This is a genomic window from Thioalkalivibrio sp. ALE19, assembly GCF_000428605.1.
Lineage (GTDB): Bacteria > Pseudomonadota > Gammaproteobacteria > Ectothiorhodospirales > Ectothiorhodospiraceae > Thioalkalivibrio.
In genome coordinates, this window is record NZ_KE386771.1 from 35,368 (window position 1) to 55,757 (window position 20,390).

A 20,390-nucleotide genomic window follows, 5' to 3' on the forward strand; every position below is an offset into this window, starting at 1 on the left:
CCATCCCCATCCGAGTGTTCGGATGGGGTGAGGGCAGGAACCGATTCAGATACTCCGGGGCAAGTGGTCAGTCCACCTCGACCACATCCTCCATGCCGGCATCTTCGTACAGTTCCTTCGCGAGCCAGCGGTGCCCGAAGAACCCGATGACCTCGTCCTCGGTCTCGCAGACCTTTCCGCTGAATCGATCCTGCTCGCCCTGCCAGCGGGTGCGACCGATCTGATGGCACACGAACTTGCCGCCACGGGTCCGGTACAGGGACAGCTCGGTCCAGCGCCCCGTCTGCCCGCTGTAGCTGGTGCCATGGGCGTTGTTATCGGTGCTGGCCGCATGGGCGATGCGTTCCCCCGTGAAGCGGATGTCCGGCTGGTTGTCGATGCGCAGGGTAATGGTTTCCATCGTGCTGTCCTCGTCGGTGTCGATCTCCTGGATTTCCTCGATCTGAAGCTCGCTGTAGTCAATCCGGCTGAAGCGTTCATCCAGATAGTCCGCCAGCTCATGGGCGGACATGGGCTCGCCGTCCTCGTCCACGACCGTTGCACCCTCCACGAACCAGACATCGTTCTGGCCTTCGGTCCCGGTATTCAGGGTTTCTGGCTGGTATCGGTCGTAGTTGAACCCCTCGGTGTAGGTGATCCGAACCCCCTCGCATTCGGAGCGCAGTTCGGCGACACCGAAAACATGCGGGACATGCACCTGGCAGGGATCGCCGTCCTCGTCCCATTCCTCGCGGGGCTGCTGGATCTCTTCGACCACATCAACATCCTGCTCACGTTTCCATTCGCCATCTTCCACGAGCCTTTCGAACGTATCGATCGTCATCAGTGTGTTCATCGTTTTTGCCCTCGTCTTTACCCCGGAGTCGCCGCCGGGTCTCGGCTGTGGATGTCGTCCACGGCTTTCAGCCTAGCAAAGCGCGATCGTCTGTCGATTTTTCCGGTGGGTGCGGATTATGAGAGGGCAGATAGAAGGAGCGAGCGGAGAGATCCTGGCTATTTCGGGCACAGGGATGCCAGGGCATCCTGGTCCCGGGTCACGAGTTCCACCACCTTGCCGAAGATTCCACGGGTTTCCTCGTTTTCTCTGTACCGGGAGAACTCGGGCCGGGCGCCCGATTCCTTTGGCCGTTTCAGGACGACATCGCCGGCACGCAGATGACCGGGCTTAACGATCACCGCAATGCTCCAGAGGGAGCGATCGTCCAGGCTGACCCCACAGATGGGCTGGCCGTGCTGTGCCTGGATTGTCTCACCCACCTCGATGAATCCGCGGCTGGGTCCGGAGCGCCATTCCAGGGCGACGCTCACGAGGGCGGGGCGGCTCAATTCTTCCAGGGTCAGCACCGGTACCGGCACGGACGCCAATGCTGCGCGATCGTTTTCATCCGGGGATGGCTCGGATGCAGGAGCAGAAGCGCCTTCCAGGACGCCGTCCATCGCACCGTGCTCCATTCCCAGACTCCGTTCGATCCATCGGGCGGATTTGTCGCCCAGATTCCGGTGACCGGTCAGGATCTGCGAGATATAGTTCGCGGTCCACTCCAGGCGTAGCGCCAGGGCCTTCTGGCTGCCGGCCTCGGACACCAGGTATTCCAGATTCCGCCGCCGGATGGTCTGCACATCCATCGGGATGCCTCCTCGTATCGAGCAACGGAGTCATCCGCTGCATGGTTTTGCCGGAACCGGGTGCCGCCTCACTCCGGGTCAATCCCCGGGCATCCTCTGGCCTCCGCCGTCTCTGCACCCCAGGGCAACCAGATGATTTCCGGTCCTTCCGGCCGACACAACGCCGCGGTGCGCCGCAGCGCCGCGGCGGCGGCTTCCTCGTAGGTCTTTTCCTTGGTCATCACCGAATAGCCCAGGGTGACCCGGGGCGGGAGCGGGAAAGGGTAGGGTGACCGAAAAACGCCGATCAGTTCACCCCGGACCCGCGCGGCGTTCCCGCCCGTGATGCGGTCCAGGTCTTCGGGGCTCAATGCGAGCGCCAGCAGTCGCCTGCGCTGCCAGGCATCGACCAGGTAGGTCCCAACCCCGATCCGATCTCCGATCTCCATGAGTGGCGACCAGAAGATCGGCGTAAAGCTGGCGGCAGGGACGTTGTCGTTCATCGGGGTGAACCGGTCCCCATAGGCGTATGCCAGGATTTCGCCGGGTGCTTCCGGTTCTCCGTTCTCTCGGGACAGGATTTCCCGGGATGGCATCCGCTTTCCGGTTCCGCTGGCCAGCCATTCGAAGTTCACACCCAGCTTCTCCGCGATCTCCAGGAGCCGGGCGTGCTTCGGGAACGCCTCTCCTTCCAGCCATTTGCGGGCGCCTTTCTGGGTCACCTGAAACAGTTGAGCGACCGCGTTCTGTCGGCCTTTGCCCTTGGGCGGAATTCCGATGGCGTCACAGGCCGCGTTGAGGCGCTGTGCAAAGGCTTCAAGCTCGCTGTCCGTTTCGACCATCACGCCACCGCCATCGCCTCGAAATTCGGCTGCAGCAGCGCCCGTGCGTGGCGGTGCAGGGGCGTATCCGCGTGCGCTGCGTGCTGTTCCAGAAGAACGCGGAGTATGTCGCCCATGCGGGCCGCCTGCGCGAACAGGGTGACGGTGCGCCGCACCTCCGACGGTGCGACTGCGTGGCCGGCGTTGTCACGCCCCGGTGCGAAGGCGACCTCTACCCGGCTGCCGGATGGAGTGACACGCTTCAGTTGCTGACCGTCATCGCCAACCACATAACCGCCACCTTCGGGTGCGACCACCACGAGGGTTTCTTCACCGTTCGCCGCGCGAAGGATGGCCCGGGCCCGGGCGTGCGACGGCTGGTGTTGCTCGTGGATATACTGCTCCAGCAGGGCCGCCAGCGTCGCGTGAAAATCCTCAGCCCGAATAAACAGCATCGCGTCGCGCAACTGCTCCTCGCGGGTCATCCCTTCCCGGTTCTGGCTGGCGGTCGTCTCCCGCATCGTGACCACCATGCGGTTTCCGCCCCGGGCATTGCGCTGGACCATGCGGATCCCTCGATCGGGGATCGCATCTCCGTTGACAGTCCAGTGGTTGAAGTACGTCGGCAGGGTTTCCATCAATTCCTCGATCGCATTTCGGCTTCGAGACGGTTTCGTGGATTCGGATTCCACGCTATCAGAAAGCGGTGGTCTGTCGATTTTTCTTCGCGGCTTTTTATGGCGTGCTACGATTCGCGGAAACGACCCTACATGGAGGTTTGGTAGTGCTCTACCGCCGTTTTTCAGATAGTTCCGGTGCTCGTGTTTCCAGCGGATGGTACTCAGCTCACGAAGCGATGCGCCATATTGACCGATGCTATACCGAACCCATGGAAGAATTTCTGAAGTACGCCTTTCTTCGGTGTTCTCTCGAGCAAACCCTATCCGTTCCGGGTCATCCGGGCCCCATCGACCTCATCCCGGAGTCGCTTGACGACTCCGAGGTTTTTCCTGGTCAAGTCGACGCCATCATGAATGACCCGGATTCTTGCCGTGCGCATTTCAACGAGATCCTGTCTCATTCCAGTGACTGGGTTCAGGAGTTGTGGCCGGAAGGTCGCTTCCTTCTCTCCGATATGGCGCTGGAGGCTATGGGTTACATCCTCCGTGATACTTCCCTTCGCCATATTCCCCTGAAAACTCGGGATTACGTCTTCCTGGATTTTCTCTTCCACACAAAGCACTCCCTTATTCACCACTACACATGGCCGGTCCTGGCGGACCTGATGACCCATTTGGTTGGTGTTCGGGTGGGTGATTCCGTGGTTGATCCTGCATGCGGATCCGGCACGATTCTCTCCGCTGTCGCTCGCCATCTTCAGCATCGGCTCCCCAAAGGGGAAATCCCGACGGTCTATGGCTGGGATGTCAGCAGCGCGCAAATGATGCTGGCCAACCTGCATCTGGGTTTCACCCCGGAAGTCGATTTTCGATGCACTTGGGCGAATACCCTTCAGTTACCCGCCGATCCAGAAGATAATCCACGGGAACGCCTGCGTCTTCCTTCCCAGTACGACGTTGTCCTGACTTCCCCCACGGGCGATACCCTGACCTCCTTCTACTTCCAGCGTTCCTGGAGGTATCAGAACAATGAGCATCTTGAGATGGCACGAACCTCCCTGGCGGAAGACAATCCTTTGATCGCTTTCAGCTTTTTCTTTCTTGAGCAATCCCTGAAACTGCTCAAACCCGGCGGGCACCTCGGCATTGTTCTGCCACAGCAGGTTGTCCTAAAAAGCTCACAGTCAATTCGAGAAGGCCAGTCCGTCATCGGCGACCTGGCTCAACTCCTTGAAGTCTTAAAACTTCCCCGGGAGCTCTTTCCTGAATGGGGTACCAGCGGCGAGTTTGTCTACCCTGATGATCTGGTTCTTTTGATCTTTCGAAGGTACGAAGAATATGAGGATCGTACGGAGGAGGCTTGTGTCGGAGCCCAGAAAGTCGAACTGTCCCACAATCACTCCAGGTCTTTCCTGGAGCCCGACGAGTGTTTTGATGAGCGCATGAAGTCATTCGGCGATCATGGCGTGCGCAGCATACCCAATGGGGTCGACCGGATGAATCCTCGTGCCCATGGTCCTTACCCCAAACGGGATATCCTCGTTCGCTTGGGTCAGGAAGAACGCGTTGGGGACTGGTGGGCTCCCGGGCCTCCTTGCCCGGAATACGTCCTCTAGCGCCCCGACGGTTGTTTGTCCAGGCTGCCATACAGCTCATCGGATTAAAGCCGAGGTGTTCGCTACCCGTTTAGGCTGTACGCGATCTCCAGGGCGGAGCCGACTTCTTCCCTCATCCTCCCGTAGTCGTAATCGTGGATGCCGCCCAGTTCCTCCGGTGAGGCCGGCTGGTGCCACCACTGATTCTTCCCCTCGATTTCGATGAGCCCCGATCGGTAGAGCAACCCATCACAGCGGATCCCGCCAATGCGGCGGCCGTTGCGTTGGAACAGCAACAGATGGCCGCCGGGGGTTCGGCGGAAGAAACCGAAGGCTTCCGGTTCATCGGCCAGGGCGCCTTGCCCCTCGACAAAGCAACGGCCGTTCAGATGGAAGGAAAGGGGGTTCGCGTTTTTCATGGTTCCTCCTTCCGGCTTCGCGCCGGATGCGTGGATTCAGGTTCGGACTTCTTTGGAGTGAGCGCCTGGCGAGTCTCCGATCGCGTCTTGGAGCCCCGGGATCCTATTCCGCCCAGTACCCGGAGGACTCCCATGGTGTGACGGCGTTCGGAATAAAACTGGTACCACCGATCCCGTGGGGGTAGGCCGTGCCGTCCTCGCCGAACTCCACGAGTTCACCCGGATCATGTTGTTCTCCCTGGATGGATGGGTAGGCGGTGAAGCATCGGCAATGCCTGCCTCTCGACCGGAGAGACAGGCGAGGGCAGGGCGCTTAGTCCTCGGACTCGGCCTGCATTTTGGCTTCCGCCTTTTCCGTCTCGATGTACGCCCAAACCCGCTGGGTGCGATCCCTTTCGTCCATCTGCGGCCAGCGTTCTTCCACGTCCGAGAAGAACGGGGCCGCGACATCACCGGATGTCACACCGATGTTGATCTGCAGCTTCTCCAGCGCATCATCGAAGGCCGGGTCGTTGATGCCTTCCACTCGCGCAGCCGCTTCAACCATCTGCCGAATCTCGGGATCGCTTTCGAATTCCCCGGGGTCCGGCAGCTCCTCGAAGAAATCGGGCTCGGAACCGGCCGCCAGCAGCCCGTATGCGGCTTCCAGCGGCGACAGCTCTTCAGAGGGGGTATCCTGCGTGTCCGCCACCACATCGCCCGTTTCCGCGTCTTCCACCAGATGATTCAGCGGTTTCTGGAGTTCGTCTGCACCCTTCGCATAGAAGGTGACGGTGAACGTCTTTCGATAGTACGTATTCGTGGACATGGGTGTTTTCTCCTTCCGGCTTCGAGCCGGGTCCGTGGGTTCGATTTCAAGCTATCAGAAAACGGGCGCCTGTCGATTTTTCCGCTCGACTCAGACGGAACGCTGCACTCCAAAATCCCATCGAGGGTTGCACATCGAGCGGCGAGGGCGGACACAGGAAAGGCTGGCGGAAGGGATCCGCCAGCCGCGCCACCCGGAATTCGGGTCGGTCGGTTCAGGGTGAGACCCCTGTTTCGGGGTTCAGAACCCGTAGATCCTCCCGCCGAACTGCCGCAACTGACCCTCCATAGATTCAGCATGCTTCCCGAAAATCTTCCTTACCTGGGGTGCTGCGTCCGCTTCGTTGCCGTATTCGTCCTGATAAAGGATTTCCCCGCCACTCTCGCGGGTCCACTTCACCCGTTTCAGCGCATCGAACAGAGCCTTCCCCACCGGGTGACGGCGCGCTTTTTCAATCACGTGCCTCCCCTGCCGTACATCCCAGGTGACGGTTCGTTGCTCGGCGTCGAATTCGATCGAAGCATCTTCCGCCAGATGGATGCGCGGGTTGGCTTCACGCAGGCCGATCGGGGCCATTCGAGGATCGTTGTCCAACGCTTTGCGCGTCGGCTTGCGCGGCTTGCGATTCGGGTTCGGAAGACCCTTAGCATCGGTGTACCAGCCCATCAAGCTCTTGATTTTGCCGGCCTCTTCAACGTGGTCCGACCCAAGAACCTTCATTGCCATATAGATCACCAGCCGTTCGTAGCCCGTCCAACCCGGCGTACGAAAGTCCTCCGGGATCTGAGGGGTTGGTTTTTCTCCCATACGCGTATGGATCGACTGGGCCAATCGCAGCATGCGATCGACGTATTCGTTATGCGCCTGAACCACGGCTCGGCGGACCTTCGTAAACTCGGTTTTCGGGAGTTTGATCGTGCCGCTCTCCTGTTCCCAATGCCCCATACTTCACACCTCTTGATTGTCGTGTTCAGGTCAGCTGGATTCACATGTATCCCCACCTTCGCGCGCGTTGTAGCGCGCCAGGTCGAGACGGTCGATCGCGACTTCTTCGTCGGGTTGCTGTTCCGGATCCAGATCGTGCTCCCGGATGAACTGGTCGTAGCTCACCTCGGAGAGAAGTTCCTGAGCGCCTTTCGCGGTGGTCACGATCATCATGGGTGCTTTCTCCTTCCGGCTTCGAGCCGGGTCCGTGGGTTCGATTTCAAGCTATCAGAAAACGGTCGGCTGTCGATTTTCCCGGGGCGACCCGAAAAGGTGTCGGCACTCCGGGTCCGTCCCCCAGTACCACTTGCCGTAATCCTCGAACCCCGCGTTACTGTGCGCCTTGTCGTTCCCCTTGATCAGACCCCCGGTATCTCCGGTCCACCGAACCGCATCCAGTGCCAGGAATAGTCCGGCCGCTACCGGATGCGCGTGAACATCCTTGATCAGATCCTCGCCTTCAGGGATCTCCCAGATCACTTCAGGCTGGCGGCCGTTCAGTTCGAGTCGGGCGCCCCAGCCCAGATCCATCCGAATCAACGTTTCGTTGATCCGCTGGTCGCGCGTCATCGGGACTTCCTCCAGTCGCTTCCGGGTCGGCGCCCCGGGCATTGTCCAGGTATCCCTCCAGTCCAGCAGAAGCATGGCCGCCAGCTGAACGGCTCGCTCCAGCCCCGCGCCGACCTGGTCCATGACCTCGTGCTCGATGTGCTCAGGAAAGCTTCTCCGCCCGGGTAGCTCGTCCGCGTTGCGAAAGGTCTTCAGCTCCGCGTGGATCTTCTTCGACAGGGTCAATGCCCGTTCACGAAAGGCACGATGTTCTTCCACGACCGCCCGCTTCAGGGCGGGCCACTCGCGCTTCGGGATTCGGATGACCCCGTATTCCATTTCCCAGTCTTTCATTGATCGTTCCTTCCGGTTTCGAGCCGGGTTCGTGGTCTTCACTCGATGCTACCCGAATCCAATGGCCTGTCGATTTTCCCTCCCAACACAGAAAAGGGGCGCAGCGCGCCCCTTGTCATCGCCCGCTGGCGGGCTCAGCCATCGTTGTTCGGCCGTTTCATGGCGTACCTCCTGGTCGGTTTGGGTGACTGGTGAAGGGTGAGGAGTGCCGGGCCGGCGGGGTTATTCGATGGACACACCCAGGTCCCGCGCCGGACGATCACTGGGCCTTTCCCCGGTCAGGTTCGCGTAGCGGCTTTCAATCTCCCGAAGGTCCGACAAGCTCAGGCATGGCTCGTTGTCGCGGAGGCCACAACCTTCCTCCATTAAACGAGCGACCGTGTCGCGTAAATCCGGTTGGTCCTCGACCATCTGGGTGACCTTTTCATATCGCTCGATGCTGATCTCATCGAGGTTCAGGATTGAGGACAACACGGGCGGCCAGACGATAAACCCTACGACCAAACCAATGACGAACAAAACTATCTGAACTCTGTCCAAGCGAACCCAATCATCTCCGATATGTTTCTGGTGGGCGCCTCGTTCTTCGGTACTCATTTTTCATGATCCTCTTTTATTCTCTCGGTCAGGTGTTCCAGCCTCGGGCTGTTGTCGCTTCAGCTCGACCTCGTGGTCGAGCCAGTCTTACGTTTCTTTCTCGTTGGAGAATATCACCCCCCGAACCCGGTACACGAAATCACCCCGAAAGCGATGACGTAGCAAGAACGCCCCGGCGTTAGACGCGGGGAGGCTCAAGCAGTCGAAACTCACCGACCCGCCTCCCCGTTGTCAGCGGGCAATTTCAGTTCCGCGGCAAACTCTTCACGGGCCTGTTCGTCCCGGAGCTTCTCCAGAGCACTCGAAAGTCGCCTGTACTCGATGTACGTGATTCTTACGGCATCGTCGCCTTTGGACGTTTCCTGCGCCTGATCGATTTTATCCCGCATCTCGGGGTGCTCCTGATAGGCCTCTTCGATTTCATCGTATCGCTCCTCCGAAATCTCCGAGGACATCCCCACCAGGAAAATAAGAATGGCCGCGGCCATCATGGAATTGGGAAATACGATATTCCTTCCATCCTTTCCCCCTTCCATCAGTCCGGCAACAGTCACCCCCGCAAGAACGATAAACACGATCAAAAGCGATACCTGCCACCACGCCATATCGGCGATCGCAATCCAGATTCCCTCAACCATCCCTCGGTCCTTTTTTTACTGTGACTCGTCTTCGCTTTCGCGTCGCTGCAACCAAAAATCCCCATCCCGGGCCTGTCCGTCGATGAGCAACTGAACCGCCTGCGCCAGATCCAACTCCTTTGCGGCAATCGGCTGCCCATCGCGGGTTGCACCGCGAGCGGCGAGGGCGCGCACGTGCTCGATCAGCGGATCGACCAGGACGGCGTCTCCGGTGCGTGCCTCCTCGGTCCGGGCATGCTGGAGGTAGTGCTCCACCCACCAGGCGGTATAGCGGTGCTCGCTTTCGAGGCGGGCGAGGGCCTTGTCCAGTTCTTTCGCTGCATTCTCGAACCGCATGCGGATCTCTTCGGCATAGGCTTCGGCATCCGATCGCACCGTATCCGGGAGGTCGTGTGCGGGGTTACCGATGTCCACCTCGCCGTCGATCACATACCGGCGCCCATTGGCATGGAAGTCCTGGGGCCAGTCCCAGACCTCGGTGCGCAGCGCGCGGGCGGTTTCCTTCAGGTATCGAACGAGTTCGCGGTAATGCTCGTTTTGTGGCACTGAATGTCTCCTTTGTCCGGTTCGTGCAGCAAACGCTCCATGACGCAGTCCGGAAGGGGCGCCTCGTGCCCCCGGAATATTCGAGCTCGTGAGCATAGAGCTTCGGGTCGTGTACTTCGCTCATGGTTTCTTCGCGTTTCGGTTTCAGGCTACCGTGAGATTCCGCGGTGTCGATTTCTTCGGCGGACGCGGGCGTCCGGGAAGGGCCGCGGTTGCTCATGGGGGGAGGGGCTAATCTCGGGGAGCCTGATCGACACCAGGCCACGGCCGGTTTCGGTTTGCGGGGTACTCGGGCAAGGCGCAAGGCGGCAGAATCTCCGGGCGCGGCCGAACGGAATGGACCGTGTTTGGATGACCTTCCTCGCCGGGCCAGGCCCCGTGAACCAGGTGATACACCCGCAGGAGGAAGTCGTCCTGGATCGCTGCGTGATGGATCACTTCGGGGTATTGCTGGAGATAGTCGGTTCGGCGGGCCAGGGCTTCCACGTCCTCGCGGTGTTCATCGAGGCGCTTCCGGATTGACGGGCCAAAATCCAGCTGTTCGGTAATCGTCGAAGTCCGGGTGTATCCGAACTTTCGAAGGATGCGATCGATCATGCTTTTCCGGACTCCTGACGTCTTTCCATGGCTGCCTGGCCCCGGTTTCCGCATTGCCGGTGGCCGGCGCCGCCCCGGCTCAGGGCCGCGGGCGTTCCCTGTGTGCCCTGGTTCTCGCAGGACACCCAGCGGATCCGGCGCGTGCCCGGCCGGGGCGTGGCTTGCAGCAGGGGCCTTCGGGACAGCACCCGCACAACCCCGTCTTCCTTGCCGACCTCGACGGACTGGATCTCGTAGTGGTACCGCGCACTGTGAGCGAGGTAGTGACTCCGAGCCCGCTGCTTGATGGTTTCGAGCCGCGCATAGGGGCTCGATTCCCAGGCAGGGTAGGCCGACGGCAGGACCGGATAGCGAAAGGCGAGCACTATGTAACCGGATTCAGCCATTCGAGGACTTCGTCGGTTGGCGGGGCTGCATGAATGCGTACACCGGCTGTCCATCCTCGAGGTCGCAATACCGCAGGCCATCCCGGAACTGGACGCCCTCCCCGTCCACAACCCATCCGACGACTTCCAGGGCCTTCTCCACTCCGGCGTCGCCTTCGGAATTCAGCCGGGCGCGGGACTCACTCTTGATCCAGCTGTTGTTCTCTTCGAACCCGCTTCCGTCGACGCGCCCCTTGCGGTGCCCTTCCCGGAACGCTTGCTCCACAAGGGCCTGGAGCCGCGCGTTCTCCGTGCGTAGATGCTCACGTTCGAGTTCGACCTGATTCCTCGCGTGCTTTTTTCGATCGAGCTCGGCCATGTCTTTCGCATGCTTCTTCTCTCGCTCGATAAGCGCATCGTCCACGATCACGCTCCCCGATGGGTTGAGCGAAGGGGGTGGCATGGACTGGGTGGCCCGCCTCACGGCTTCCTCGTGGCTGATGACCTCGCCTTCTTCAATAACCTCGTCTTCTTTTCCCATCTCGCTCCCCATGTTTCTGGCTATTCCACCCAACCCAGCTCGCGCTCCAGGTCCCGGGCATGCCGCTCCACGCGCTGGATCCGTTCCTGCCCGACGATCACACCTTCGATTCCATCCTTCCCACCGTTGGTCGCACTTCCATTCCAGCCGGATACGCTGACTTCCTCAATCCCCCTCGTACACCACTTTCGACCGTAACTCGTGTAGTTCCGGTACCTCGTCCCCATGGACGCCCATTTCATCGAGCAGGACCCGAAAGCCCTTGACGGTCTCGACCGAGGCCTGATGCTGATCGGGGCAGAATCGGAACTCGTCGGTCTCGCTGATGGGGTGTTCCGGCTCTCGGTAAGCCCGCCGGTTCTGCTGATGCACAGAGGGCAGGGCGTCCATCAGTTCGGCCATGTCCGCCAGCCAATCCTGTGCGCTGCCGGCGCCACGGGGGTCGATATCCGCTCCTTCTGCCCCGGCCAGATCCGCCAGCTCGTGCAGCAGGTCCTGGATTCGCACGGCGCCATTCGTTTCCTGCGTCATCGTTCGCTCCTTCCTTCGAGGATTCACATCCATGCTATCGATCAAAGCCGAGGTGTCGATTTTTGCACGGAAGGTTGTTGGAGGAGGTGAAGCGTCCGGCACCCGCGTTCGAACTGGATTCCGATCTCCCTTGAGCCGAGATCAATCCTTCCTCCAAGGGACAGGCTCAAGATTTCGGGGTAGGTACAGTGGGTGCCCGGGCTGCCCTGTTCCCGTCACCTTCAAAGCGCGCATGGGCACCCCTGCTTGGGTGAGCATGTTCGCCACAGTTTCACCTCGACCCTGATAGACGCCATGGTTTCCCCAGGCCGCGACCACGCAACCGGCGTTTTCCGTCTCACGCCGTAGCATCCAGTCGTTATCCTCCCCCACCGGGTCGTCTTGCTCCTTGAGCTCGGCCGGGTTGGTCGCGCGATAGGCGAACAGGTTCAGCACCACGACTCCGTCGAATCCCCAGTCAAAGGCATATCCCATACAACGGCGGATCGTTGGGTCGTCCTCGGTCTCGTCCGCCGTACTCGGATTCAGGAGGATAAACGCCATTCTCCGATGGGCGTCTGCGGTGTGACTGGGGCCCCAGTGACGCCACAGCGCGTAGCGATAACGTCGGCACGGGCTCAGCCGTGCCCCCCTCTGAACTTGTACGGCATCGTGTTTCTTGACCATCCAGGATTCCCCCATTCAGCAGTGGGTGCTCGAGTTGCCCCAGCCCAGGCTGGCCCTGATCACTCGGCGAGCAAAATGGCTCCAGACCCCGTCGAAGATAGAGCAGGTGCCTGAGCTCGCCGATGTCCGTGACCTTCATGGCCCATACCCCGCCCGCGGTTTTTCTGGAACGTCGACAGGCGTATCGCGACATCAAGAGCGGTCTTCATGGTCATCGTTCTTCGTAGTTTTTCCGCTCACCACGTCTCCGCGTGCAGATGGACACTCGCCCACTGGTTTCCAGCCTTTCATCACCACCGGACCTTTCATCACCACCGGATATGGCCTGCTTGTCCGGCTCACCATCAAGGCCCCGAACAGAATGGCGATCAGCATTCCGAAAGATGCCACCCTTTCCGGATCTTCGAGAGCCATCCGGTAGAGGTCATCGCCAAAACGACCGACCATCCACATTGCAACCGTCAGGAACAGCACCCCACTGGCCATACTTTTGATTACGTCGATATTCGGAGTCCAACCGTTCACCAGTTGGGAGGTGCTAATAGTGAGGATCTTTATTATGAATACGAACGCCACCGTCGCCATGTAAACCGGCAAACCGATGTGCCAAATCATGCTGTAGGTGTCTTGCGCGAATGCTTCTGATGGTTCCCTCATGGATGCGAATAGACCCATCAGCAATATGGCGTAGACCCCCCATTTCATCGAAAATACGATTATTTCGGGTCGATTGTCCGATGCCCACTCTTTCACGTACTCCCAATTCCACGCCCTCATAAAAACTCACTCCTTTTAATTGATGGGAACGTTGATCTATACGCCTTATGCTCTATTACCCGACAGGCGGGGCAACCCGACACACCAACGCTCGGTGGTATCATTGTCGGTTAGTGGCGGCACGGACTCAGTTCGGCACCACGGCTGGCGGTGATTTTGTCCATGGATAACCTCAGTCGTCGAACGGGCCGCGACTGTAATAGGCCTGGTATTCGTTCTCCCGGTCCATGGAATCCTTGCCGAGCGCGTCCCTGTCGGCGTCCTGATTCTTCTTGCTGCTCTCATCGGGGCCATGTTCCATCAGGATCACCAGCTTGATGAACCCGACGACCAGACCGATGAAGATCATGATCGAGATGAATGCTCCGAAGTTGTCGTGCATCGTCTTGCTCCTGCGTTGGATCGGTTATTGGCTGGCGCCACGCCGGGGGAACCCCGAACGTGACGCTATTGCAGTCCGGTTCAGATGGCGTCCCACTCACCATCCTCACCATCATCATCATCGGTTTCACAGGCGGTCAGGGACTGCTCCTGATCGCCTTCACCCGGCACGTCGTCCACCTGAATGTGGTAGTCGATGCAGGTCCGGCCGTTCTTCTCGTAGGGCTCCGAGGCGTCGATGTTCTTCTCCATCGCCTGCGCTTCCTCCGCCGTGATGCCCGAGTTGCCGCCCATCGCGCTGAAGGCCGCGCCCATCGCGGACCCCTGAAGGCTCTGTGCGGCCCCGATGGCCGCCCCGGAGCGGGCCGCATCGCCGTCTGCCTCATCGGATACGTCGCCGAGCGCGTCCCTGTCGGCGTCCTGATTCTTCTTGCTGCTCTCATCGGGGCCGTGCTCCATCAGGATCACCAGCGTGATGAACCCGACGACCAGACCGACGAAGATCATGATCGAGATGAATGCTCCGAAGTTGTCGTGCATCGTCCTGCTCCTGCGTTGAATGGGTTATGGGTTGGCGCCACGCCGGGCATTCCCGAACGTGACGCCATTGCCACCCGGTTCAGATGGCTTCCCACTCACCATCATCGGTTTCACAGGCGGTCAGGGACTGCTCCTGATCGCCTTCACCCGGCACGTCGTCCACCTGAATGTGGTAGTCGATGCAGGTCCGGCCGTTCTTCTCGTAGGGCTCCGAGGCGTCGATGTTCTTCTCCATCGCCTGCGCTTCCTCCGCCGTGATGCCCGAGTTGCCGCCCATCGCGCTGAAGGCCGCGCCCATCGCGGACCCCTGAAGGCTCTGTGCGGCCCCGATGGCCGCCCCGGAGCGGGCCGCATCGCCGGCTGCCTCACCGAATACGTCCATGGGATCCGGGCCATCGCTCGAGGAAACCATGTCCTCCGCGGCCTCCCGGCCGGCGCGGGCCGCTTCTTCCTCGGCCATATCCTCCAGATCCGGTTCGGCCGCCCCAGGCGTTCCTGGCGCCCCGGGGGCACCGCCGCGTGCGGCATCGATCACATCCCCCGGCGTTGCGCTACCGGCACCCGGCGGGGTGGGTCCGCCAGCACATCCGGTCAGCAGCAGTGCCGCAGTGGCAGCGAGGGTTCCCTGTGCAATTCGCTTCATTATTGCTCCTTTGCTTCGTTTCGATTGTGGCTGTCGTCGTGTGTATTGGCTTCACCCGAACCCCGAATCTTTCGCCTGATCCCTACCTCGATTTTCATGGCCGGGAAGGGCGGCAAGCGAACCCGGGAAACGGGCATGGCCTCCATGCCGCGGGTCGAGCCTCTAGGACAATGCCCCAAAGGCCTGCACCCGGCGGCTCCAGTCCCTGAACCGCTCGTCCGGCCCGATCACCGACCGGACCAATTCTTCCTGAGTGCCGGCGATCGCCAGCACTTTTCCGCGAACGCCGTGCTGCACTAGCACCCAGCCTTTCCACCCCTGATTCAGATACAGCGCGAGTCGCATGGCCGTGGAAAAATCGTCCGCTCGATCGGATGGATGCTGGCGGCGAATGTAAGGACGGTACCGCTTGTGGTGGCTGCTCATGGATCTTTCCCCATCGGTTATTCGAACATCATCCGGAACCCATCGTATCCAGGGTTTCCGTGGTGTCGATTTCTCCAAACACAGCCCGCATACACGCATTCCTGATGCCACCTTTTCTCGCCTCCGGGCATAAAAAAACCGCGCCATCGAAATGACGCGGTAATGGAGGCATCACACATCCCCGTGTGATTGGGGGCACCGGCCGGGCTCGAACCGGCAACCAAACCGTTATGAGCGGTCTGCTCTAACCACTTGAGCTACAGTGCCTTGATTGTCAACCGCTACTTCGAAAGGTCAGCGGTGCGTGTCTTCATGGCGCAGAAACGAGGCCGCCATAAAAAAGCCGCGCCATCGGGATGACGCGGCGTTGCCGTGGCGATATCCCGAATCCGGATCAGTCACTGTCGCCCGAGTCGGGCGGCGAATGATCGTTGTCCGGATCGGGGCCCCAGAAGAAAAACGGGATGAACCAACGGTTCACGTTCATCCCGAAAATCCAGGTGGAGGTGTCCTTTTCTCCAGATCCCTTTTCCTTGCTGTCTTCAGTTGCCGACTGGCTCAGCTTTTCCGTGGTCTCCATCGATACCCTGGATGCGTTTTCGAACTGATTTCCGACACGTTCCAGGTTCTTTTCGAGCGTTTCCATAAAGCCCGGCGTGCCGTTTTCCTTCTCGTCTTTCATTGGTCTGTCTCCTCTTGCTGCTGTTTAACAAAAGGGCTGACCGTACCGGGCTCCAGGGAATGCTTCGCCTGTTCAGTGTCCGTTACGCGTCAACCCCCTCAGTCGTCACCGCCCGAACTGGGCGGGGAGTGCTCGTTTTCCTCATGGGGGGCCCAGAACAACGCAAACGTGAAGAGCCAGGAATTATCCAGCCCCCCAAACGTGCGATATTTCGGCTCTTTGGTGTTCTCTTCCACCTCCGGGGCCACACTGAGGAGCGCGCTGGACATCTTCTCCAGGGCCTTGTCGGCCTGTTTCAGATGGTGACCCAGCTTGTGGACATCCCGCTTCTTGTCGTTATCGTTGGTCATATTGCCTCCTTGCCGGTCCTTCCCGGCATGGTCTTCGGGGTCCGACCCCGCTTGGTTAATTTGAGCCCGGCATCGATACGACGCTTCGACATCCAGGACTCGTGGTTCCACTGCTTTCAGGCTACGGGATTCAATCGATTTGTCGATTTTTTCGCTTAGCACTGTTGCCCCAGCAGTGTGATGGGGTTCTCAAACCGTCACCTGGAGCGTAGCACAACGATTACGTCTCGCTCGCCTTCAAACGCTTTTGTCTTCCCTTATTGCGTCATCATCCGGGCTTGCCGAAACGGTGCGGGACAGACGGAGGAGCCCCATCGAAACACCTGAGCGATCAGTGCCAGCCCCGTGATCAGGTAGAAGGCGAATCCGCCACCGCCCAAGGCAAGGGTGTCGGCCATCCACTCCACCAGGTTGCCGGGCGGGGCCGCAGAAAGGTCGATTGCAACCAGGATGCGGTCAACACCCGCGATTTCGTGTCCGGCCATCCAGGCGATGCCGTACGCGGCGAGCATCAAACCCATCAGCCCGGTCGGGATCAGTGCCGTCAGTGCCCCTTCCACGGGGGCGACATCGCTGATCACCATGCCCAGCGCGAGGCCGGCGGCCATCAGTGCAACCAGGCCGGTCAGGGAGGGGTGCGCCAGGCTGGCGGCCGCCAGCCCCGCCACCAGCAGCGCCAGTATCCATTCCCTGGTCCGCGCGCCGAGAAGCCCGACACCCCGATTTGGCTCGGACGCTGTCCCAACCACTTCGTATTTCCAATCCATCCGTTTTCACCCTCCTTGGTCAATTACCGTCGTTCTCAAAAACACCTCTCGACCGGTGGACGGCCAGAGCCAACGAACGCCGAGCACGTCTTCGTCAAATCGCGGAAATCGCTGAAACCCGATCCAGGGCTTTTCGCCTTTTTCCCGACGGCCTCGCATCACGTCCTCCATCTCATCGACCAGGACATGGTGCCAGCTTCCATCCAGGGGCTGCGCTTCACGCAGCAGCGGCACCGCCGTCTTTCGCGCTCTCCGCAGAGCGTGGATACGCCCCGCCAGATTGTCCGGCCGGGTCGGTGCCGGCGTCCGGAAGAAGTCCTCCAGCATCCGTTCGACGCGATCGGCCTCCATGGGTGCTTCGCATGGCTCCCGCTCGGCCGTGTACCAGCCATCTTCCAGGGTAGTGGGCGCAAGATGCATTCGGGTTTCGTCCGTTCCAATGATCATGCCGCTGGTGACCATCAGGCGCCGCGCGAAATTCGGCGCGAAATCGTCCTGCACTGTTGCCACCAGGGCCCATTCGAAATGATCCCGGACAATGATCGGTTCGGCGTCCATGCCCGTTCTCCGTGTCTCAACGAGATTCCATGATAACGCGCATGCTCGATGTTCGTGGGCCTCGGCCCATAGGCATAAAAAAGCCCCAGGGAATACCTGGGGCGTAGGGGTTACTCCAGCTCCTCCGCGAGCCGCTCGCGCAGCTCGTGGAAGAGGGAGGAGAGATCCTTCTGCTGATCCCGAAGGATCCGCAGAAGGCGAAGGATGTCCTCTTCGGACATTTGGGAAAAGTCGACATTGTCGAACATAATGCACCTCCTCGGTGTTTGACATCGCCCGTTTTATACCCTGGTACGGGTGTGAAAAATCGGGCGACCCAACGAGAGGGGTCAAGATGTTCGAGGTCGACTCCTCAGAACCGGGGTTGCTGTCCCGGCCGGAACACAACCCGGCTTTCCCCGCCTCCGGGGCGCCACCGGCGAACCACGCCGGTGGAGTCGGATTCCAGCTGCCCTTCCGGGCAGCTGGCGACCTGGTTCGGCCCCATCGCCTTACAGGCGATGTTGGTGTCATTGAACCGATACTTCGGTTCACGGAGCACCAAATGGCCCCGCGGCATTTCGAGGCTCTCCCCGAAGTCAGAGTAGGGGTTCCTGGACCCCCGAAGGATTTCCACGGTGACGTCTTCGTCACCGTACTCGACCACCCGGACGGTGGAGTTCGGGGCAGCCCCGAACTCCAGATCGCCGGGTTCGACAGTGCGGACGACGAAGATGTCGCCCACTCTGATCTCGAGGTCCTGGGCATTACGGATTTCGTTGAATTCCATGATAAACCTCCTAAAAATTAAGCCGAGCTTCCCCGGCAAAAAACAAAAACGAAACCAATCCGATAGACTCGCGCGAGAGTCTATGGGATTAGCGAAGATTTTTAACGAGATCCCAAACTCGCCTCATATACCCGAGGAAGGTCTTGCCCGGTCACCACCACGGCATTCGCCGCAGCGGGTCGCCATACACCGCAGGCACGCCTGTTTCAGCACAGACGATACGCACGGAGCATCGCGGAATTCGGTGAATCGTCCACGCGGGAACGGAAAGGGCAGGGCGGCTCGTTTCAGAGCCGGATGCACGGGGCTGTGCATCATCGCCGGACCGGGATGTCCGGGTGCTTTCGTAGTGAAAGCGTGAGCCTCCTGGCTCGAATGGATCCCTTCCAGGGGATCGGCAGCGGATATCGGGGGGCTGTCCCCGTTCTCCCGAAACCGGGATTAAATAGAGCCTAGCAATCCTGAAATCTCCGTGTCAACCCGGCATACCCAATTTCGTTTCGCGCCCGAGAAACGGGCATAAAAAAGCCCATGAACGCATGTTTCAGCATTCATGGGCGGGCGTTTTCTGTTTCCAGGGAGGGCCATGGCGCTTCTCAGCCATGTCACGCAAAGCGTGCCTCCCCAGCCCGTCGAACGGGTACTACCGGGGCTCCTCAACCGACCTTGGAGATCAGCAGCGGAGTGACACCGATGTCCAGGATCTCCTGGACGGTGTACTCCTTGCCGAACTCCAGCCGACCTGCGGGCTTGAGGCACAGGGCCTCGTCAAAGCCTTCGCAGGACCCCCGGCCGGCGGCAGGTTCCACCCCGACCACTTTGACGGTCTCGTGACCGCAGAAGTTGGTCGGAGCGTTTTCCTGCACCCAGGCCCGCGCCTGCCCGAGGGAGATTTCACGCATGGCGAACTCCCCCTCCTCTAAGAGCATGGGCGTGGAGAGGATGACCCGGCGATTCGTCGAATCTTTCATGATTACTCCTTCAGTTGATCCTTTCCCCCGTCGGAGAAGGGTTGAGTGAATGCCATCCGATGGTCTCGCGCAGGAGTACCATGGGAATGGCGAAGATTTTTTGTACGTGATCCCGAACACGCCTCTTTATACCCGAGGAAGGTCTTGCCCGGTCACCACCACGGCCGCAGCCACGGCGGGTTGCCATACACCGCAGGCACGCCTGTTTCAGCACAGACGATACGCACGGAGCATCGCGGAATTCGGTGAATCGTTCACACGGGAACGGAGAGGGCAGGGCGGTTCCATCGGAACCGGGCTCTCGGATGCTCGAAAGCCGGGCCTTTCGGCCTCAAAGACTTCATCCAGGAAGTCGGCAGCAGGTATCGAGGGCTGTCCCCGTTCTCCCGAGAAGTCGGGATTAGGACCACATTACCGCCCCTGGAGCATCGCGTCAAAACCGACACGGCACCTCGTTTCGCGCCCGCGAAACGAGACCCCAGCGCATAAAAAAACCCGCTTCGCCGAAGCGAAACGGGTGTTGAAGGTAGAGGAAGATACCCGATCAGGCGCACTTGCTCCAACCGCAGTCAGGGCAGGTACGGCACCCTTCGATCATGCGGGTATGACCCCCGCAGTCCGGGCAGTCACCGGGTTGCGGAATCGAATCCTCAACCGGCACAGCCGGCTCGACATCCACCTCCGGCGGCGGCTCCGGCATCGAAGCCTTCGCCTGCTGGGCCTCCAGGATTTCCCGGACCCCCAGTGGGTTGCCGTTCACATCCAGAAAACCCCGGCGTACCAGGATCATCTGAATCGAGAAGGCGATCGCCGCCGCCTCCGAGTTGTGGAACATGGGCTTCTGGTGCTCGTTGTATCCGCAACGCACCGGGCCCTTATCCCACGTTACCTGACGCAGATCCTGCAGCGCCTGGGCGGCATAGCCACCGCGCGCCGCCAGCGACAGGCTCCGCATGGTCGCGGAGATCCACTGGTACGAGGCGGTCTGTTGCCCCGTCGGCAGGAAGAACTCGATCGGGCGTTCCACCACGACCTTCTCCCCATCGACGATGCCTTCGACCGGCATGAAAGAGACAAGCAGATACAGCGTCTGCTTGCCTTCTTGTGTCCAGTAGTTGATCTTCTCCGAGACCGCTTCGAGTCCGCCTTCCGGCCGGGACTCGATCCGCTTCTGCAACGGATTGATGTCGGCCGGCTTCTCCGGCTTCTCTGCTTCGGCCCGCTTCACGGCCACGATGGGCCGCTCGATTTTGATGGTCTTGTCCATGGTTGACTCCTTGTTAAGAGTGG

31 protein-coding genes and 1 tRNA gene are annotated in these 20,390 nt (G+C 60.3%); 2 read left to right on the top strand and 30 right to left on the bottom strand.

The features are described 5' to 3' along the window. Positions 1-67: 67 nt before the first annotated feature. From F787_RS0115045 to F787_RS0115065, 4 genes are all read right to left on the bottom strand, one after another. Entirely contained in the window at positions 68-835 is a 768-nt protein-coding gene (locus tag F787_RS0115045; protein WP_028492726.1) for a hypothetical protein, read from the bottom strand. 158 nt (positions 836-993) lie between these two features. Further along, positions 994-1,626 (bottom strand): hypothetical protein, encoded by a 633-nt coding sequence (locus F787_RS0115050; protein WP_028492727.1) that lies wholly within the window; start codon positions 1,624-1,626, stop codon positions 994-996. Positions 1,627-1,694: 68 nt separating this feature from the next. After that, positions 1,695-2,447, bottom strand: coding sequence for a helix-turn-helix domain-containing protein (locus F787_RS16245; protein ID WP_051246241.1), 753 nt, complete (start codon positions 2,445-2,447; stop codon positions 1,695-1,697). Beyond that, the gene (locus F787_RS0115065; protein ID WP_028492728.1) at positions 2,447-3,064 is read right to left on the bottom strand and encodes a hypothetical protein; all 618 of its coding nucleotides are present in this window, start codon (positions 3,062-3,064) and stop codon (positions 2,447-2,449) included. The genes F787_RS16245 and F787_RS0115065 overlap by 1 nt, the downstream gene beginning before the upstream one ends. Before the next feature lie 146 nt (positions 3,065-3,210). Here F787_RS0115065 and F787_RS0115070 point away from each other — a divergent pair, with 146 nt between their 5' ends. Then, on the top strand, positions 3,211-4,662 hold the full coding sequence (locus F787_RS0115070) for an N-6 DNA methylase (protein WP_155989663.1): 1,452 nt from the start codon (positions 3,211-3,213) through the stop codon (positions 4,660-4,662). A 62-nt stretch (positions 4,663-4,724) separates the two neighbouring features. Here F787_RS0115070 and F787_RS0115075 read toward each other — a convergent pair whose 3' ends face one another. From F787_RS0115075 to F787_RS0115110, 8 genes are all read right to left on the bottom strand, one after another. After that, positions 4,725-5,060: a hypothetical protein gene (locus F787_RS0115075; RefSeq protein ID WP_028492730.1), complete on the bottom strand. Its 336-nt coding sequence runs from the start codon at positions 5,058-5,060 to the stop codon at positions 4,725-4,727. Positions 5,061-5,373: 313 nt separating this feature from the next. Then, the gene (locus F787_RS0115080) at positions 5,374-5,868 is read right to left on the bottom strand and encodes a hypothetical protein (RefSeq protein WP_028492731.1); all 495 of its coding nucleotides are present in this window, start codon (positions 5,866-5,868) and stop codon (positions 5,374-5,376) included. Between the two features lie 240 nt (positions 5,869-6,108). After that, positions 6,109-6,813 (bottom strand): hypothetical protein, encoded by a 705-nt coding sequence (locus F787_RS0115085; RefSeq protein ID WP_028492732.1) that lies wholly within the window; start codon positions 6,811-6,813, stop codon positions 6,109-6,111. 30 nt (positions 6,814-6,843) lie between these two features. Further along, positions 6,844-7,026, bottom strand: a complete 183-nt coding sequence (locus F787_RS0115090) for a hypothetical protein (protein ID WP_028492733.1) — start codon at positions 7,024-7,026, stop codon at positions 6,844-6,846. A gap of 54 nt (positions 7,027-7,080) precedes the next feature. Then, on the bottom strand, positions 7,081-7,755 hold the full coding sequence (locus tag F787_RS16030) for a hypothetical protein (RefSeq protein ID WP_051246243.1): 675 nt from the start codon (positions 7,753-7,755) through the stop codon (positions 7,081-7,083). Positions 7,756-7,977: 222 nt separating this feature from the next. Next, complete coding sequence (locus tag F787_RS0115100; RefSeq protein WP_028492734.1) at positions 7,978-8,352, bottom strand: hypothetical protein; 375 nt, start codon at positions 8,350-8,352, stop codon at positions 7,978-7,980. Between the two features lie 209 nt (positions 8,353-8,561). Then, positions 8,562-8,990 carry a hypothetical protein gene (locus F787_RS0115105; protein ID WP_028492735.1) on the bottom strand — a complete coding sequence of 143 codons (429 nt, stop codon included), beginning with the start codon at positions 8,988-8,990 and terminating at the stop codon, positions 8,562-8,564. A 15-nt stretch (positions 8,991-9,005) separates the two neighbouring features. Then, on the bottom strand, positions 9,006-9,536 hold the full coding sequence (locus F787_RS0115110; RefSeq protein WP_028492736.1) for a hypothetical protein: 531 nt from the start codon (positions 9,534-9,536) through the stop codon (positions 9,006-9,008). Positions 9,537-9,914: 378 nt separating this feature from the next. Between F787_RS0115110 and F787_RS16970 the strand changes: the two genes are divergently transcribed. Continuing rightward, the gene (locus F787_RS16970) at positions 9,915-10,058 is read left to right on the top strand and encodes a hypothetical protein (RefSeq protein WP_155989664.1); all 144 of its coding nucleotides are present in this window, start codon (positions 9,915-9,917) and stop codon (positions 10,056-10,058) included. Positions 10,059-10,129: 71 nt separating this feature from the next. Here the strand turns inward: F787_RS16970 and F787_RS16035 are convergent, their stop codons facing one another. The 18 genes from F787_RS16035 to F787_RS0115210 form a co-directional block, all read right to left on the bottom strand. Next, entirely contained in the window at positions 10,130-10,519 is a 390-nt protein-coding gene (locus tag F787_RS16035) for a hypothetical protein (protein WP_231373474.1), read from the bottom strand. Further along, positions 10,512-11,039 carry a hypothetical protein gene (locus F787_RS0115125; RefSeq protein ID WP_155989665.1) on the bottom strand — a complete coding sequence of 176 codons (528 nt, stop codon included), beginning with the start codon at positions 11,037-11,039 and terminating at the stop codon, positions 10,512-10,514. Before F787_RS0115125 ends, F787_RS16035 begins: the two co-directional genes overlap by 8 nt. A gap of 165 nt (positions 11,040-11,204) precedes the next feature. Beyond that, positions 11,205-11,570, bottom strand: coding sequence for a hypothetical protein (locus tag F787_RS0115135; RefSeq protein ID WP_028492738.1), 366 nt, complete (start codon positions 11,568-11,570; stop codon positions 11,205-11,207). A gap of 141 nt (positions 11,571-11,711) precedes the next feature. Then, complete coding sequence (locus F787_RS16040) at positions 11,712-12,251, bottom strand: DUF1643 domain-containing protein (protein ID WP_369774290.1); 540 nt, start codon at positions 12,249-12,251, stop codon at positions 11,712-11,714. Between the two features lie 177 nt (positions 12,252-12,428). After that, the gene (locus tag F787_RS0115145; protein WP_155989666.1) at positions 12,429-12,989 is read right to left on the bottom strand and encodes a hypothetical protein; all 561 of its coding nucleotides are present in this window, start codon (positions 12,987-12,989) and stop codon (positions 12,429-12,431) included. A 196-nt stretch (positions 12,990-13,185) separates the two neighbouring features. Next, a complete protein-coding gene (locus tag F787_RS0115150; protein ID WP_028492740.1) occupies positions 13,186-13,395 on the bottom strand; it encodes a hypothetical protein in 210 nt (69 codons plus the stop codon). An 80-nt stretch (positions 13,396-13,475) separates the two neighbouring features. After that, complete coding sequence (locus tag F787_RS16250; RefSeq protein ID WP_051246245.1) at positions 13,476-13,934, bottom strand: hypothetical protein; 459 nt, start codon at positions 13,932-13,934, stop codon at positions 13,476-13,478. Between the two features lie 79 nt (positions 13,935-14,013). Then, on the bottom strand, positions 14,014-14,577 hold the full coding sequence (locus tag F787_RS16050; protein ID WP_155989667.1) for a hypothetical protein: 564 nt from the start codon (positions 14,575-14,577) through the stop codon (positions 14,014-14,016). A 162-nt stretch (positions 14,578-14,739) separates the two neighbouring features. Beyond that, positions 14,740-15,003, bottom strand: a complete 264-nt coding sequence (locus tag F787_RS0115165; RefSeq protein ID WP_028492741.1) for a hypothetical protein — start codon at positions 15,001-15,003, stop codon at positions 14,740-14,742. 190 nt (positions 15,004-15,193) lie between these two features. Next, a tRNA-Ile gene (locus F787_RS0115170) sits at positions 15,194-15,270 on the bottom strand. A 127-nt stretch (positions 15,271-15,397) separates the two neighbouring features. After that, entirely contained in the window at positions 15,398-15,685 is a 288-nt protein-coding gene (locus F787_RS0115175) for a hypothetical protein (RefSeq protein WP_028492742.1), read from the bottom strand. Positions 15,686-15,783: 98 nt separating this feature from the next. Beyond that, a complete protein-coding gene (locus tag F787_RS0115180; protein ID WP_028492743.1) occupies positions 15,784-16,035 on the bottom strand; it encodes a hypothetical protein in 252 nt (83 codons plus the stop codon). Between the two features lie 257 nt (positions 16,036-16,292). Beyond that, on the bottom strand, positions 16,293-16,802 hold the full coding sequence (locus tag F787_RS0115185; RefSeq protein WP_028492744.1) for a hypothetical protein: 510 nt from the start codon (positions 16,800-16,802) through the stop codon (positions 16,293-16,295). A gap of 6 nt (positions 16,803-16,808) precedes the next feature. After that, positions 16,809-17,360, bottom strand: coding sequence for a hypothetical protein (locus F787_RS0115190; protein ID WP_028492745.1), 552 nt, complete (start codon positions 17,358-17,360; stop codon positions 16,809-16,811). A 110-nt stretch (positions 17,361-17,470) separates the two neighbouring features. After that, positions 17,471-17,608 carry a hypothetical protein gene (locus F787_RS17075; RefSeq protein ID WP_196801948.1) on the bottom strand — a complete coding sequence of 46 codons (138 nt, stop codon included), beginning with the start codon at positions 17,606-17,608 and terminating at the stop codon, positions 17,471-17,473. A gap of 104 nt (positions 17,609-17,712) precedes the next feature. Continuing rightward, positions 17,713-18,129: a hypothetical protein gene (locus F787_RS0115200; RefSeq protein ID WP_028492746.1), complete on the bottom strand. Its 417-nt coding sequence runs from the start codon at positions 18,127-18,129 to the stop codon at positions 17,713-17,715. A gap of 656 nt (positions 18,130-18,785) precedes the next feature. Next, a complete protein-coding gene (locus F787_RS0115205; RefSeq protein ID WP_028492747.1) occupies positions 18,786-19,100 on the bottom strand; it encodes a hypothetical protein in 315 nt (104 codons plus the stop codon). Positions 19,101-19,644: 544 nt separating this feature from the next. Next, positions 19,645-20,367, bottom strand: coding sequence for a hypothetical protein (locus F787_RS0115210; RefSeq protein ID WP_028492748.1), 723 nt, complete (start codon positions 20,365-20,367; stop codon positions 19,645-19,647). Between the last annotated feature and the right edge of the window lie 23 nt (positions 20,368-20,390).

Excerpts from the sequence above, each read along its gene's own strand:
- F787_RS0115125 (WP_155989665.1), bottom strand. The coding sequence starts at position 11,039 with ATGGGAAAAGAAGACGAGGTTATTGAAGAAGGCGAGGTCATCAGCCAC.
- F787_RS16245 (WP_051246241.1), bottom strand. The coding sequence starts at position 2,447 with ATGGTCGAAACGGACAGCGAGCTTGAAGCCTTTGCACAGCGCCTCAAC.
- F787_RS0115135 (WP_028492738.1), bottom strand. The coding sequence starts at position 11,570 with ATGACGCAGGAAACGAATGGCGCCGTGCGAATCCAGGACCTGCTGCAC.
- F787_RS0115065 (WP_028492728.1), bottom strand. The coding sequence starts at position 3,064 with ATGGAAACCCTGCCGACGTACTTCAACCACTGGACTGTCAACGGAGAT.
- F787_RS0115085 (WP_028492732.1), bottom strand. The coding sequence starts at position 6,813 with ATGGGGCATTGGGAACAGGAGAGCGGCACGATCAAACTCCCGAAAACC.
- F787_RS0115200 (WP_028492746.1), bottom strand. The coding sequence starts at position 18,129 with ATGGAATTCAACGAAATCCGTAATGCCCAGGACCTCGAGATCAGAGTG.
- F787_RS16040 (WP_369774290.1), bottom strand. The coding sequence starts at position 12,251 with ATGGGGGAATCCTGGATGGTCAAGAAACACGATGCCGTACAAGTTCAG.
- F787_RS17075 (WP_196801948.1), bottom strand. The coding sequence starts at position 17,608 with ATGTTCGACAATGTCGACTTTTCCCAAATGTCCGAAGAGGACATCCTT.
- F787_RS16035 (WP_231373474.1), bottom strand. The coding sequence starts at position 10,519 with ATGGCTGAATCCGGTTACATAGTGCTCGCCTTTCGCTATCCGGTCCTG.
- F787_RS16250 (WP_051246245.1), bottom strand. The coding sequence starts at position 13,934 with ATGCACGACAACTTCGGAGCATTCATCTCGATCATGATCTTCGTCGGT.
- F787_RS0115050 (WP_028492727.1), bottom strand. The coding sequence starts at position 1,626 with ATGGATGTGCAGACCATCCGGCGGCGGAATCTGGAATACCTGGTGTCC.
- F787_RS0115175 (WP_028492742.1), bottom strand. The coding sequence starts at position 15,685 with ATGAAAGACGAGAAGGAAAACGGCACGCCGGGCTTTATGGAAACGCTC.
- F787_RS0115090 (WP_028492733.1), bottom strand. The coding sequence starts at position 7,026 with ATGATGATCGTGACCACCGCGAAAGGCGCTCAGGAACTTCTCTCCGAG.
- F787_RS0115190 (WP_028492745.1), bottom strand. The coding sequence starts at position 17,360 with ATGGACGCCGAACCGATCATTGTCCGGGATCATTTCGAATGGGCCCTG.
- F787_RS0115180 (WP_028492743.1), bottom strand. The coding sequence starts at position 16,035 with ATGACCAACGATAACGACAAGAAGCGGGATGTCCACAAGCTGGGTCAC.
- F787_RS0115210 (WP_028492748.1), bottom strand. The coding sequence starts at position 20,367 with ATGGACAAGACCATCAAAATCGAGCGGCCCATCGTGGCCGTGAAGCGG.
- F787_RS0115075 (WP_028492730.1), bottom strand. The coding sequence starts at position 5,060 with ATGAAAAACGCGAACCCCCTTTCCTTCCATCTGAACGGCCGTTGCTTT.
- F787_RS16050 (WP_155989667.1), bottom strand. The coding sequence starts at position 14,577 with ATGAAGCGAATTGCACAGGGAACCCTCGCTGCCACTGCGGCACTGCTG.
- F787_RS0115080 (WP_028492731.1), bottom strand. The coding sequence starts at position 5,868 with ATGTCCACGAATACGTACTATCGAAAGACGTTCACCGTCACCTTCTAT.
- F787_RS0115105 (WP_028492735.1), bottom strand. The coding sequence starts at position 8,990 with ATGGTTGAGGGAATCTGGATTGCGATCGCCGATATGGCGTGGTGGCAG.
- F787_RS0115100 (WP_028492734.1), bottom strand. The coding sequence starts at position 8,352 with ATGAGTACCGAAGAACGAGGCGCCCACCAGAAACATATCGGAGATGAT.
- F787_RS0115165 (WP_028492741.1), bottom strand. The coding sequence starts at position 15,003 with ATGAGCAGCCACCACAAGCGGTACCGTCCTTACATTCGCCGCCAGCAT.
- F787_RS0115150 (WP_028492740.1), bottom strand. The coding sequence starts at position 13,395 with ATGCACGACAACTTCGGAGCATTCATCTCGATCATGATCTTCATCGGT.
- F787_RS0115185 (WP_028492744.1), bottom strand. The coding sequence starts at position 16,802 with ATGGATTGGAAATACGAAGTGGTTGGGACAGCGTCCGAGCCAAATCGG.
- F787_RS0115045 (WP_028492726.1), bottom strand. The coding sequence starts at position 835 with ATGAACACACTGATGACGATCGATACGTTCGAAAGGCTCGTGGAAGAT.
- F787_RS0115205 (WP_028492747.1), bottom strand. The coding sequence starts at position 19,100 with ATGAAAGATTCGACGAATCGCCGGGTCATCCTCTCCACGCCCATGCTC.
- F787_RS16030 (WP_051246243.1), bottom strand. The coding sequence starts at position 7,755 with ATGAAAGACTGGGAAATGGAATACGGGGTCATCCGAATCCCGAAGCGC.